Annotated in this window: 12 protein-coding genes; 2 read left to right on the forward strand and 10 right to left on the reverse strand. The window is 66.7% G+C overall.

Annotated features, from left to right (window positions below):
* Positions 1–111: 111 nt before the first annotated feature.
* From GGQ89_RS05745 to GGQ89_RS05775, 7 genes are all read right to left on the reverse strand, one after another.
* Positions 112–696, reverse strand: a complete 585-nt coding sequence (locus GGQ89_RS05745; RefSeq protein ID WP_084787495.1) for an ABC-type transport auxiliary lipoprotein family protein — start codon at positions 694–696, stop codon at positions 112–114.
* 20 nt (positions 697–716) lie between these two features.
* Positions 717–1,679, reverse strand: coding sequence for an MlaD family protein (locus GGQ89_RS05750; protein ID WP_076717391.1), 963 nt, complete (start codon positions 1,677–1,679; stop codon positions 717–719).
* Complete coding sequence (locus GGQ89_RS05755) at positions 1,679–2,596, reverse strand: ABC transporter ATP-binding protein (protein ID WP_184104822.1); 918 nt, start codon at positions 2,594–2,596, stop codon at positions 1,679–1,681. The genes GGQ89_RS05750 and GGQ89_RS05755 overlap by 1 nt, the downstream gene beginning before the upstream one ends.
* Positions 2,596–3,702 carry an ABC transporter permease gene (locus GGQ89_RS05760; protein ID WP_184104824.1) on the reverse strand — a complete coding sequence of 369 codons (1,107 nt, stop codon included), beginning with the start codon at positions 3,700–3,702 and terminating at the stop codon, positions 2,596–2,598. Before GGQ89_RS05760 ends, GGQ89_RS05755 begins: the two co-directional genes overlap by 1 nt.
* 97 nt (positions 3,703–3,799) lie before the next feature.
* The gene (locus GGQ89_RS05765) at positions 3,800–5,005 is read right to left on the reverse strand and encodes a DUF445 domain-containing protein (RefSeq protein ID WP_184105094.1); all 1,206 of its coding nucleotides are present in this window, start codon (positions 5,003–5,005) and stop codon (positions 3,800–3,802) included.
* Positions 5,006–5,269: 264 nt separating this feature from the next.
* On the reverse strand, positions 5,270–8,476 hold the full coding sequence (locus tag GGQ89_RS05770) for an efflux RND transporter permease subunit (protein WP_056436942.1): 3,207 nt from the start codon (positions 8,474–8,476) through the stop codon (positions 5,270–5,272).
* A gap of 1 nt (position 8,477) precedes the next feature.
* Positions 8,478–9,656, reverse strand: coding sequence for an efflux RND transporter periplasmic adaptor subunit (locus tag GGQ89_RS05775; RefSeq protein ID WP_184105096.1), 1,179 nt, complete (start codon positions 9,654–9,656; stop codon positions 8,478–8,480).
* A gap of 219 nt (positions 9,657–9,875) precedes the next feature.
* On the opposite strand from GGQ89_RS05775, the gene GGQ89_RS05780 reads away from it, so the two are divergent.
* A complete protein-coding gene (locus GGQ89_RS05780) occupies positions 9,876–10,628 on the forward strand; it encodes an SIMPL domain-containing protein (protein ID WP_184104826.1) in 753 nt (250 codons plus the stop codon).
* Between the two features lie 141 nt (positions 10,629–10,769).
* Here GGQ89_RS05780 and GGQ89_RS05785 read toward each other — a convergent pair whose 3' ends face one another.
* The 3 genes from GGQ89_RS05785 to GGQ89_RS05795 all read right to left on the reverse strand — a co-directional run bounded on the left by GGQ89_RS05785 (position 10,770) and on the right by GGQ89_RS05795 (position 11,803).
* Positions 10,770–11,027: a GlsB/YeaQ/YmgE family stress response membrane protein gene (locus GGQ89_RS05785; protein WP_042483991.1), complete on the reverse strand. Its 258-nt coding sequence runs from the start codon at positions 11,025–11,027 to the stop codon at positions 10,770–10,772.
* A gap of 150 nt (positions 11,028–11,177) precedes the next feature.
* Positions 11,178–11,477, reverse strand: coding sequence for a CtrA inhibitor SciP (gene sciP / locus GGQ89_RS05790; RefSeq protein ID WP_056437202.1), 300 nt, complete (start codon positions 11,475–11,477; stop codon positions 11,178–11,180).
* 95 nt (positions 11,478–11,572) lie between these two features.
* Complete coding sequence (locus GGQ89_RS05795; protein WP_056436937.1) at positions 11,573–11,803, reverse strand: hypothetical protein; 231 nt, start codon at positions 11,801–11,803, stop codon at positions 11,573–11,575.
* A gap of 168 nt (positions 11,804–11,971) precedes the next feature.
* Here GGQ89_RS05795 and mnmA point away from each other — a divergent pair, with 168 nt between their 5' ends.
* The gene (mnmA, locus tag GGQ89_RS05800; RefSeq protein WP_380772823.1) at positions 11,972–13,078 is read left to right on the forward strand and encodes a tRNA 2-thiouridine(34) synthase MnmA; all 1,107 of its coding nucleotides are present in this window, start codon (positions 11,972–11,974) and stop codon (positions 13,076–13,078) included.
* The last annotated feature ends 10 nt before the right edge of the window (positions 13,079–13,088 follow it).

The following is a 13,088-nucleotide window of genomic DNA, read 5'->3' on the forward strand; positions in this document are numbered from 1 at the left end:
AGGGCGCAAGCCCTGACGGAGGGGGGCTTCCACAAAGGTCATCCCTCGCGGCGATCCCCCTCCACCATGCTACGCACGGTCACCCTCCCCGCTAGCGGGGAGGATCAGCTCTTACCGCCCTACCCAGTCAGACACTTGCTGGGCGACCTGGTTCGCCGCCTGGTTCAGCGCCGGGCCGACACTCTCATTATCGATCTTGCCGACCGGCACCCGTGCCTCGAAGCGACGCTTTTCGATATTCGTCTGGCCGTCGCGTTGCAGCGTGGCGTCGAACACCACGGCCGCATCACGACGGGTGGCGTCCATGCCGAACTGGCGCAGCTCACCGCCCAGACGGTCGCCCGGATCGCCGATGGAGTCGCGCGGCGACAGGACGATGCGCCCGGCCCGCGCGGTCAGCGTGTCGGCCATCAGCCGGGCGAACAGCCGCGTCGGCGGCTCGGCCCATTGCGCGTCCTTCACATAGGCAATGCTGGTCGCATTCTCCTGCACCGGCACGCGCGCGGTCGCCAGTTCCTGGGGCGAGGACGGCACCTGGATGGTGATCGACTTGCCCGGTCCGGAATCCTGCGTCTGGCCCACGCTCGGCGCGGACTGCGCCTGAAGCGTCAGCAACGAGGGCGGCGGCTTGGCGCCGAAGCTGATGCAGCCGGCGAGCGGAAGCGATGCGAGCATCACGATCAGCGGAGTCTTCATGACGGTCCTCATCGGCATCCTCACTTGCCCTTATAGTCCGGCAGCTTCTGCTGCCCGATCAGCGACCCTGCGCCCTGCTGGTCGACCTTTTCGGCGACCGCCGACAGCGACTGGGTCATCACGCGCAGGTCCTTCACCAGGCGATCCACCTCGGGCACCGTCTGCTTCGAGAAAGTCTGCAGGCCCGGCCGCGCATCGCCGATCGCCGAGTTCAGCGTGTCGGCGCTCTTCTGCGCCGAGGCGATGGTGCGGTTCAGATTGGCGATGGTCGGCTTCACATCCTCGGCCAGGATGCCGTTGGTGGTCGCCGCCAGCTGGCCGATCGACTGCGCCGCATCCCCCGCCTGCTGGATCGCCACGCGGGTCTGGGCCAGCGTCGCGGCGATCTCCGGCCCGCGATCGGCGAGCGCATCGGTCAGGCGGTTGGTATTGTCCAATATGCCCGCGATCGACGCCTGGTTGCGATCCGACAACAGCCCGGTCAGCCGCTCGGTCAGCGTCGACAGGCGCTCCAGCAGCTGCGGCGCGGAGTTCAGGATCGCGCCGATGCCGCCCTGCTTGGTCGGAATGACCGGCACGCCATAGGGGCAGATGGTCTTGTTTTCCGGCTGCGGACAGGTGATCGGCGGCGCGCCCTTACGGGCACCGTCCAGCGAGATGGTGCTGGTGCCGGTGAAGCTGGCCGAGATCGACGCGGTCGTCCCCTGCAGGATCGGCGTCTGCTCGTTGACCGCGACGCGGACCCGCACAAATTGCGGATCGGGCCGCCACAGCGCGATTTCCTTCACCTGCCCCGAAGGCACGCCCGAATAGGTGACCGCCGAGCCCTTGGCCAGGCCGTCCACCGACTGGCGGAAGAAGATGTCATATTCCTTCTCCGACGTGCCGCCCAGACGGGCGATCCAGACGGTGAAGATGGCCAGCACTGCGAGCAGGATCAGCACGACAGAGCCGACAAGGACGTGGTTCGAACGGGTTTCCATCAGCGTGTCCCTGCTTCGCCTCTCGCATGGGCATCGGCCGCATTACCCTGGGAATGCTGTCCCGTGGCATGGGCGTCGACTTCGGTGGGGTGGCGTGCGGCGTCGGCCTCGGCCGAACGGGGGCGGATGTCCGCCACCTCATCCTTGGCGGCGACGGCGGCGCGGCCGCGCGGTCCCTTGAAATATTCCTCGATCCACGGATGGTCGAGCGCGATCAACTCGTCGATCGTACCGACGGCGATCACCTTCTTGTCGGCCAGCACCGCCACCCGATCGCAGATCGCATAAAGCGTATCGAGATCATGGGTGATGAGGAAGACGGTCAGCCCCAGCGTCTTCTGGAGCGACGCGATCAGCTGGTCGAACGCCGCCGCGCCGATGGGGTCGAGACCCGCCGTCGGCTCGTCGAGAAACAGGAGTTCGGGGTCGAGCGCCAGCGCACGCGCCAGCCCAGCCCGCTTCTTCATGCCGCCCGACAGCTCGGCCGGATATTTCGGCCCCGCATCGGCGGGAAGGCCGGTCATCACGACCTTGTAGGACGCGATCTCGTCCATCAGCGCCGGGGGCAGATCGCGGTAGAATTCGCGAAGCGGCACCGCGACATTCTCAGCCACGGTCAGTGTCGAAAACAGCGCGCCGCCCTGGAACAGCACGCCCCAGCGCTTGCGCACATCGACCGCCTCGGTCGCCTCACGCCCGATGGTCGGTTCACCGAACACGGTAATCTCGCCCGCATCGGGGGTCTGAAGGCCGATGATCGTGCGCATCAGCACCGACTTGCCGGTGCCCGACCCGCCGACCACGCCCAGAATCTCGCCCTTGCGCACGTCGAGGTCGAGGCCGTCATGGATGACCTGCTCGCCAAAGCTGTTGCGCAGGCCCCGGACCTGGATCAGATGTTCGTCCTGCTCGGCCATCAATCCCATCCGATCCAGGTGAAGAAGACCGCGAAAAAGGCGTCGAGCACGATCACCAGGAAGATCGCCTGCACCACCGCGGCGGTGGTGCGCAGGCCGACCTGCTCGGCGTCCGATTTGACCTGCATGCCCTGGAAACAGCCCGCAATTGCGATAATCGCGCCGAACACCGGGGCCTTGATCAGGCCGACATACAGGTCGGTGATCGGCACGACTTCGCGGATGCGCGCGATAAAGGTGACGGGCGGAATGCCCAGCGACACCGCCGCGAGGAAACAACCGCCGATCATCGCGATCAACGACGAATAGAAACCGAGCAGCGGCATCAGCGTGACCGCCGCGATGGTGCGCGGCACGACCAGCGCCTCCATCGGCGAGACGCCGATGACGCGCATCGCGTCGATCTCTTCGGTCAGCTTCATCGTGCCCAACTGCGCGGCAAAGGCCGAGCCGGAGCGACCGGCGACCATGATCGCGGTCATCAGCACGCCCAGTTCGCGAAGCGTCAGGCGGCCGACCAGGTTGATCGTGAACACTTCGGCACCGAACTGACGCAACTGTACCGCGCCCTGTTGCGCGATGACGATGCCGATCAGGAAGCTCATCAGGCCGATGATCGCCAGTGCCGAGACGCCGACCGTCTCGAACTCATGCACCACCGCGTTGAAGCGGAAGCGGCGCGGATGGCGGATCACCGCCAGCCCGGCGAGCACGGTCGCGCCCATGAAGCCGAGCAGGCCGTACAGCGTCTGGAAGGCGGCGACCACCGCATCGCCGACCTCGCCCGCCACGCGCGCGAAGGGGCTGACCGGCTTGGGGCGCATTGCGACCGGCTGATCCGCCTCGGTTACCTTGGCAAACAGGTGGCGCTGGTCGTCGTCCAGACCATCGATGGCGGCATCGTTACGCGCGGCGAAGCGGTGGATCAGCCAGGCACCGACCGTGTCGATCCGGTCCACCTGCGACAGGTCGATACGCCGGACCGTCGAATCCTCGCGATCCAGCCGCTCGGGCAGGTCGCCCAGGGTCGCCAGCGAAAGGCTGCCGGTGAAGCGAAGCGCTCCTCCGTCGGCCGGGTCATGTTGATAATCGGCCTTGGCGTTCATCAACTGCCTCTTTGCGGGAAAGCGGGTGTATCGACAAGGCGCTTCGTTCCCACGACGAATCGACTGGCGGCAGTAATTATACGACGGTGTGACGTTTTCATAGGAGCCGATCCAGCAGATGCAGGATCAGGCCGACACTGCCGCCCACCAATGTCCCGTTGATGCGGATATATTGCAGGTCGCGGCCCACCGCATTTTCCAGCCGCGAGGTGACGGTGTCGGCATCCCAGCCGCGCACCGTCTCCGACACCAGCCGGACGATGCCGTCGCCATAATCGGCCGCGATACCCGCCGTCGCACGGCGCACGAAGCGGTTGATCGTCGCCGCCAGCCGGGGATTGTCCTGCAACGTCTGGCCCAGCTGGCGCATCGCATCGCCCAGTCGCCCTGCGGTTACCGCCTGCGGATCGCGCGCCATGCGCAGCAGGGCCTCGCGTGCCTGCTCCCACAATCCGTCCAGCCAGCGCTGCATCGCCGGATTGGCGATCAGCTCGGCCTTCATCGCCTCCACCTTAGCGCGCATGTCGGGATCATATTGCAGGTCCCAGGCAAGGCGATCGAGCCCTTCCTCGATCTTCTGGCGCAGCGGATGGTCGCGGTCCTCGGCGACGTCGTGGAGCAGCTTGTGCAGCCCGTCGATCAGCTTGTCGGCCAGCGTCTCGTCCAACCCCGTCCAGCGCAGGATGGCGCCCGCCCGTTCATGCACCATCGCCCGGACGATCGCCTCATTGGCGTCCAGCGCGGAGGCGGCCCAGCGCAGCACGGAGTCCAGCAGGGGCAGATGCCGCCCTTCGGCGATGCTGGCCTTCAGCAACTGGCCCAGGATCGGCGCGACCTCGGTCGCGCGAAGCCGCGACCCGATCCCCGCCTTGACCATGCCGCCCAATCGCTGCGGGTCGAAGGCGGTCAGCATTTCGGCGAACAGGCGCGACGCCCCGCGCCGGATACGCCCGCCCTCTTGCGGCGGTTGCGCCAGCCAGCGCCCCGCCGCGCCTGCGACGTCGAGCCGCACCATGCGCCGCGCGACGACGCGCGGGACCAGGAAATTGGTGCGCAGGAAATTGGCGAGCGTGTCGCCGATCCGATCCTTGTTGCGCGGCACGATCGCGGTGTGCGGGATGGGCAGGCCCAGCGGATGGCGGAACAGCGCGGTCACGGCGAACCAGTCCGCCAGCCCGCCGACCATCGCCGCTTCGGCAAAGGCGCGGACATAGCCCCAGGCGGGATGCACCGGCTGCAGTCCCCGCGACACCAGGTACAACGCCGCCATGCCGACCAGCAGTCCGGTGGCCAAGACCCGCATCTTCCGCAGGGCGGCTGGAACGGTCTGGCTACCCCCCGATCGCATTGCGAGTTCCATCAATCAGGACAATTCGCGAAGAGCGGCTTTGTTCAAGAGGAATCTTTCCCGAGCGTAACGAAAGCGGGGCGACCTTCTATTCCTCCCCTGCAAGGGGAGGTGGCGCGCGAAGCGCGTCGGAGGGGTGTAACCCTATCGAGAGCGCGACACCCCTCCGTCAGGCCTTCGGCCTGCCACCTCCCCTTACAGGGGAGGAATATTTGCCCCTCACTCCGCCGGATCGTAACCGAGCTTGCCCGTCGCGGGCGGCAGCGCGGGTCCGCCCGCAGGCCCTTCGATCACCGGCCCGCCGCCCAGTTCGTCGCCGGGCTTGTAGGTCAGCAGGCGTCGGCCCAGGCGCGGCCCAATCCAGCGTTCGACACCGACCGATAGGCTGAAGGCGGCGGGGACGATCAGCAGGGTCAGGATCGTCGACAGCGCAAGCCCGCCGATCACCGTCACGCCCATCGGACTGCGCCACGATCCGTCACCGCCCAGCGACAGCGCGGTCGGGACCATGCCCGCGACCATCGCGACCGTGGTCATCACGATCGGCTGGGCGCGCTTGTGCCCGGCATCGACCACCGCCTCATAGATGGGAACGCCCTTGGCGATCTCCTCCAGCGCGAAATCGATCAGCAGGATCGAGTTCTTCGCGACGATGCCCAGCAGCATCAGCAGGCCGATATAGACCGGCAGCGACAGCGGATTGCCGCTGAAATACAGCGCCAGCAAGCCGCCTAGCGGGGCGAGCAGCAGCGATGCCATGTTGACGAAGGGCGGCAGGAAACGGCGATAGAGCAGCACCAGCACCGCGAAGACCAGGAACACCGCCGAAATGATGGCGGTGAAGAAGTTGGCCATCATCTCCGCCTGCATCTTGGCCTGGCCCAGCACCATCTCGCCGACCCCCATGGGCATGTTCTTCATGATGGGCAGGTCATGGACCTTCTTCATCGCGTCGCCGCTGATCAGGCCCTTGGCGAGATCGGCGCCGACCGTCACCTGACGCCGCTGGTTCACGCGGTCGATCTGGGTCGGCCCTGCGCCCAGACCGATATCGGCGACGACGCTCAAGGGCACCGAGCCACCGGTCTGGGTCTGCACCGGCAGGTTCTGGATGGTCGACAGGCGGGCACGCGCATTCTGGTCCAGCGCGACGCGGATCGGCACCTGGCGATCGGACAGCGAGAAGCGGGCCGAATTCTGGTCGATATCGCCCAGGGTCGCGATACGGATCGCGCTCGACAGCGCCTGCGTCGTCACGCCCAGATTGGCCGCGAGGTCGAGGCGCGGGCGGATGACGATTTCCGGCCGGTCGACATTGCCGACGATACGCGGCGCGACGAGGCCCGGAATGGTGCCCATCTGCTCGACGATCTTGTTCGCCGTATCGCGCAGCACGGCGGGGTCGTCGCCGCCCAGCGTGATGGTCAGGTCACGCCCGCTCGAACCCCAGCCGAACTGGGACTGGAACGACACGCGCGCATCGGGGATCGCGGCCAGTTCGGGGGCCAGCGAGCGTTCGAAGTCGGTGCTCTTCATCGAGCGATCCTCCTTCAACGTCGCGACCACGCGGCCATTGCCGACATTGGTGCGGGCATAGACCGACTCCACGTCGGGCTGCTTGCTCAGGAAGTTCGCGACCCGCTTCACCACCGCATCGGTCTGGGCCAGCGTCGTGCCGGGCACCATCTCGATCTTGGCGACCGCCCGGTCATTGTCCTGCGGCGGCTGGAAGGTCTTGGGGATGATGGCGAACATCGCGATGGTCAGCGCAAAGGCGCCGAAGCCGATGCCGATCACCCACAGGCGATGGTCGCGGAACCGCCCCAGCAGGCGACGCAGACGCCCGCGCTTCACGCCATCGGTCGGCCGGTCATAACGAAGCGACCAGCGCAGCGTCGCCATATAGGCGTCCATCAGCCTGCCCTCGCCATGGCTGGCATGGCCGGCGGACTTCAGGAAATAGGCCGCGATCATCGGCGTGATCAGGCGCGCGACCGCGAGGCTCATCAGCACCGAGACGACGACGGTCAGGCCGAAATTCTTGAAATACTGGCCCGGAACGCCGGGCATCAGCGCGACCGGCAGGAACACCGCGACGATCGCCATGGTGGTCGCCAGCACGGCGAGGCCGATCTCGTCCGCCGCGTCGATCGACGCCTGATAGGCGGATTTGCCCATGCGCATGTGGCGGACGATATTCTCGATCTCCACGATGGCGTCGTCGACCAGCACGCCCGCCACCAGGCTGAGCGCCAGCAGCGTCATCTGGTTCAGCGTGAAGCCCAGCAGGTCCATGAACCAGAAGGCGGGGATCGCCGACAGCGGAATGGCCAGCGCCGAGATCACCGTCGCGCGCCAGTCGCGCAGGAAGATGAAGACGACGATGACGGCCAGCACCGCGCCCTCGATCATCGCATGGATGGCGCTTTCATATTGCGCCTCGGTGTATTTCACGCTGTTCGAGCGGAGGACGAACTTCACCTCCGGGTTGCGCTTTTCAAGGTCCTTCAGCTTCTGGACGGCGCCGTTGAAGACGCTGACGTCGGAGGCGCCCTTGGCCCGCTGGAAGTCGAAGCTGATGACCTGCCGCCCATCGACCGCCGCCTGCGAACGCTGTTCGGCGTAAAGGTCGCGCACGGTGGCGATGTCGGCGAGGCGCACAGTGCGACCGCCACGCACATTGATCTGGGTCTGGCCCAGGTCATAGGCGTTGCGCGCATTGCCCAGCACGCGGACGGCCTGTTCGGTCCCGGCAATCTCGGCGCGGCCACCGGCGGCGTTCAGGTTGGTCATGCGCAGCTGCGCGTTGACCTCGCTGGCGGTCAGGCCCTGCGCCTGCAACTTCAATGGATCGAGGATGACGCGAATCTCGCGCGTCACGCCGCCGTTGCGGATGACCTTGGAGAGGCCCGGAACCGACAACAGCTCCTTGGTGACATTGTTGTCGATATACCAGCTGAGCTGCTCGGGCGTCATGTTGGACGCCACCGCCGAATAGCTGGCAAGGTCGTTATCGGTCGAATCGACGCGGATCACCTGCGGCTCGAGAATGCCGTCGGGCAGCATCGAGCGGATCTGGGTGATCGCATCGCGCGCATCGCTGACCGCGCGGTCGATCGGCGTGCCGATGTCGAGCTGGACCAAAGTCTGCGACGTGCCCTCGGTCACGGTCGAGGTGATCTGGTCGACGCCTTGCAGGTTCCGCAACGCCGCCTCGACCCGCTGGGTGACCTGCGTCTCCAGTTCGGTCGGTGCCGCACCCGGCTGGTTCACGACGACCACGACGATCGGGAAATCGATATCGGGGTCGTTGTTCACGTCCATCCGCATGAAGCTGACGATCCCCGCCAGCGTCAGCGCGACGAACAGGACGATCGGCGGAACGGGGTTCCGGATCGCCCAGGCCGAGATGTTGCGGAAACTCATCTTACTTGGCCTCCTGGCCTGCAAGGATCGGGCGGACCAGCTGCCCGGCCGCCAGGAAGCCACCCGCCGAACGCACCACCCGCTCAGTCCCGTTCAGACCCGAGGCGATGGTCACGCCATCGTCCGACACCTGACCGATCTTGACGTCACGGCGCGCGACCTTGTTATCGGCTCCGACGATATACACGAAACTGCCCTTGTCGTCGCTCTGGATCGCCGAATCCGGCAGGACCGGGGCATGGCCCGCACCGCCGCGGATCGTCGCCGCGGCGAAACCGCCGGGCCGCAGCGCGGGGTCATAGGACAAAGCGACGCGCGCGACACCCTGACGCGTCTGCGGGTCGATGACGGGCGACACCTGCCACACTTCGCCCTTGAAGCTCTTGTCGCCGCCGACCGGGGTCACGGTGGCGGGCGCGCCGACCGACAGGCCGACCAGGTCCGCCTCGGCCAGCTGTGCGCGCAACTCCATCTGCCCGCCCATCGCCATGCGGAACAGCACGCCCGAGCCCGAGCTGACGATCTGGCCCGGCTCGGCGGCGCGGGTCAGGATCAGGCCCTCGGCGGGCGCGCGGATGTCGAGGCGGCCGTTGCGCGCCTGCGCCTCGCGGAAGGTCGCCTGCGCCGCGCGGACGCGGGCGGCGGCGGCATCGCGGGTCGCGGTGCGGCGCTGGAGATCGGCCTTGGAGATGAAGCCGCGATCGACCAGCTGCTGGGCACGGTCGAGTTCGGCCTGCGCGATCTGCTGGTCCGACTGCGCGACCGAGACTTGCGCGTTCAGCGCCGAGGCGGTCTGGGTCTGGACCGAGCGGTCGACGGTGGCCAGCACCTGCCCCGCACGGACCCACTGGCCCGGCTCGACCAGGACACGGGTGATCATGCCGCCCTCGCCCGCGACGCCGACCGGCATTTCGCGGCGCGCAGCCAGCGTGCCGGTGGCCGAGATCACGCGGCTGACCGCCTGCTGACCGGGAACGACGACGGTGATGTTGGGCACCTGCGTCCCCGCCCCGGCACCCTGGTCCGCCTCATGCTTCTTGGGCGCGAACAGCAACCAGCCCGCCAGCGCCAGCACGATGACCGCCACGACGATCCAGATCCAACGCCTGCGCGGCGTGGATACCGGCCCCTCCAGCTCCAGATGCCGGCCGCCACCGATCGCCCCCGTCTCGTAATTCATGTTCGTCATTGATCCCCGAACCGCATCCATCGTGCGCGCATTGCCGTGCAGGATGCGCTCATTCCCGCTGTGTTATAGAAATATAGCACACCACTCAAGTGTCTTTTGGTACGCCGGAATTGCGGCGGCTCCAAGGTGGACGCCATGCGTTCATCGCCTGTTTTGCCATGAGGCGCCAAAGCCTTGGCCCATAGTCGTGAGACGATCATCACAAGGGAGATGTCGATGAGGAAATACCTGCTTCTGGCCGCGATGGCCCCCGCCGCGCTGGCGCCGCTGACCGCCGCTGCGCAGACCCAGTCCGCCCCTACCACGGTCGAACCGCTGGTGCCCGCCGCCGGGACGGTGCTGGACGTGTCGGCAGAGGGGCGCACGACGCGCGTGCCGGACCTGGCGACGATTCGGGCCGGGGTGGTCAGCCAGGGTGCGACCGCCGCCGCCGCCCTGTCCGACAATGCGCAGCGCATGGCGCGGGTACTGGCCGCGGTGAAGCGCGCCGGGATCGCCGACCGCGATATCCAGACCGCGACCGTGCAGCTCCAGCCGCAATATCGTTATGGCGACAATGTGCCGCCGGTCATCACCGGCTATCAGGCGACCAACACGCTGAGCGTCCGGTTCCGCGACGTCGCCAAGTCGGGCAGCGTGCTAGACGCGCTGGTGGCGCAAGGGGCGAACCAGATCGACGGCCCCAATCTGTCGATCGACAAGCCCGACGCCGCGCTGGACGAGGCGCGGGCCGACGCGATCCAGCGTGCCCGCGCCCGCGCCGAGCTTTACGCCAAGGCGGCGGGGCTGCGCGTCGCGCGGATCGTCTCGATCACCGAAAATGGCGCGGATGCGGGCAGCCCTCAGCCGCCGATGATGCTCCGCGCCTCGGCGATGCGTTCGGACGCGATGGAAAAGACCAGCATCGCGCCGGGTGAGCGCGACGTGACCGTCAATGTCTCGGTCCGTTTCCTGCTGAACTGACCGATCACGCCCCCATCGCCTTCATGGCATGGGGGCGAACTTTCCGGCGGGCACATAGCGGCCAGCGCCATACCCGACACACGAAAAGAGCCGCCCGGTTTCCCGGACGGCCCTTTCTGGCTCAACGAGCGAGTGCGTGGTTTAACGCACACGACCGCGACGAACCAGGTTCACGATCGCCAGCAGGACGACGGCGCCCAGCAGCGAAACGAGGAACGAGGTCAGCGTCAGACCGGCATTGTTGATCGAACCGCCTGCGAAGATCAGGCCGCCGATGAACGCGCCGACGACACCGACGACGATATTCAGGAAGATGCCCTGCTGAGCATCGGTACGCATAATGATGCTGGCCAGCCAGCCAATGACACCACCGACGATAAGCCACAGGATAATACCCATTGTCTTTCCCTCCGTTGGGCCCGCGAGCGGGACACGGGGAAAAGACGTGCGAATGTGGCTATTGTTCCGTGGCCGTACCGGCAATTCGACGAAGCGTTTTTGAAAAAGTCAACGATGCGATCGTTTTTATTCCGCCCTGGGTGTCGGGGCTCAGTATTTCTGCTGGCGCTCGTAGAGCGAGCGATAATGCTGGATGCGCGTGACGCGCAGGCCTGGCATTCCCGAGCGATCGATGGCGCGCTGCCACCCGGCGAATTCCTCGACGGTCAGGCCATAACGGTCGCAGACCTCGTCCACCGAAAGCAGCCCGCCATTGACGGCCGCGACCACCTCCGCCTTGCGACGGACGACCCAGCGCGTGGTGCTGGGCGGCGGCAGGTTGTCGAGCGTCAGCGGTTCGCCGAGCGGCCCGATTACCTTGGCAGGGCGGATCTTCTGGTTCTCGATCATCATCAAACCTCGTCGGGGCTCCCTACCCCATGTCGTCTGCAGGGCCGCTCTACCATGTGCCCTTGAACATCGCCTAAAATCGAAAGGTTAACGGATCATTCATTCCTGTTCCATCCGACGATGGCCCGCGCCATCGGCCCGTTGAACGCCCCGTCCAGCGGGGCGAACAGCATCGGATCGGGGGACACGCGGGCGAAACCGGCCTGCACCGCCGCGGTCGGGCTGGCCGCCTGCCGCGCCGTCGCACCGACCATCAGCACGGCCAGGTCCGGCGGCAGCACCGTCAGTTCGGTATCCCGATCGAAACGGTTGAAACTCAGGTCCAAAAGCGCGGTCCAATCCCGGTGGGTGAGTGGCCTTGTTATCGACGGGATATGAAAGCCGGGTAAAGGCCCAAAACTATTCTCCCTATTTTACGACGCTTGCCCCTTCTTCAATAGGGAGGACGCTCCACTTTTTTGCATGACGCGTGCGAAAGGCGTATGGGGGCGACCATGGAGCAGATGGTGGACTTTCAGCTTGGGGCCGATCCCCGGGCCAAGCGGATCGTGGTCGCGATGTCGGGTGGCGTCGACAGTTCGGTCGTGGCCGCGCTCGCCCATGCCACGGGGGCCGAGACGATCGGCGTCACCCTGCAACTCTACGACCATGGCGAGGCGGTGGGCCGCGCGGGCGCCTGCTGTGCAGGCCGCGATATCCGCGACGCGCGCGCCGTGTGCGATCGCCTGGGCATCGCGCATTATGTCTTCGATCACGAAGATAGTTTCCGCACCCAGGTGGTCGATCGCTTCGCCGACGAATATCTGGCCGGGCGCACGCCCATCCCCTGCGTCCAGTGCAATATGGGGCCGAAATTCACCGACCTGCTGAAGCTGGCGCGCGATCTGGGCGCGGACTGTCTGGCGACCGGTCATTATGTCCGTCGGGTCGAGGGGGTGAACGGTGCGGAGCTGCTTCGCGGCGCCGATCCCGCCCGCGATCAAAGCTATTTCCTGTTCGCCACGACGCAAGATCAGCTGAACTTCCTGCGCTTCCCGCTGGGCGCGCTGCCGAAGTCGCGGGTGCGCGAGATTGCCACCGAACTGGGGCTGGGTGTCGCGGCCAAGCCGGACAGCCAGGACATCTGCTTCGTGCCCGATGGCGACTATGCCGGGCTGGTGAAGAAATTGCGTCCGGAAGCGGATACGCGCGGCGATATCGTCGATCTGTCGGGCGCCAAGCTTGGCGAGCATCGCGGCCTCATCCACTATACGGTCGGCCAGCGGCGCGGGCTGGAGATCGGCGGCAGCCCCGAGCCGCTCTATGTCGTCCGGCTGGAGCCCGACACCAAGCGCGTCGTCGTCGGCCCGCGCGTCGCGCTGGCGGTGGAGGCGGCGCGGCTCACGGCCATGAACGTGCTGGGACCGCTCGACGGCCCGCTATTCGCCAAGGTCCGCTCCATGGCCAAGCCGGTGCCCGCCCGCATGGTCGATGACCGGCTGGTGTTCGATGCGCCCGAATATGGCGTGTCGCCGGGCCAGGCGGCGGTGCTCTATGACGGCGACCGCGTGCTGGGCGGCGGCTGGATCGCCGAGACCGAGGCGGCACGCATCGCCGCCTGAGGCGTTGGTC

It is taken from the genome of Sphingomonas yabuuchiae (assembly GCF_014199595.1).
In the GTDB taxonomy this organism is placed as follows: Bacteria; Pseudomonadota; Alphaproteobacteria; order Sphingomonadales; family Sphingomonadaceae; genus Sphingomonas; species Sphingomonas yabuuchiae.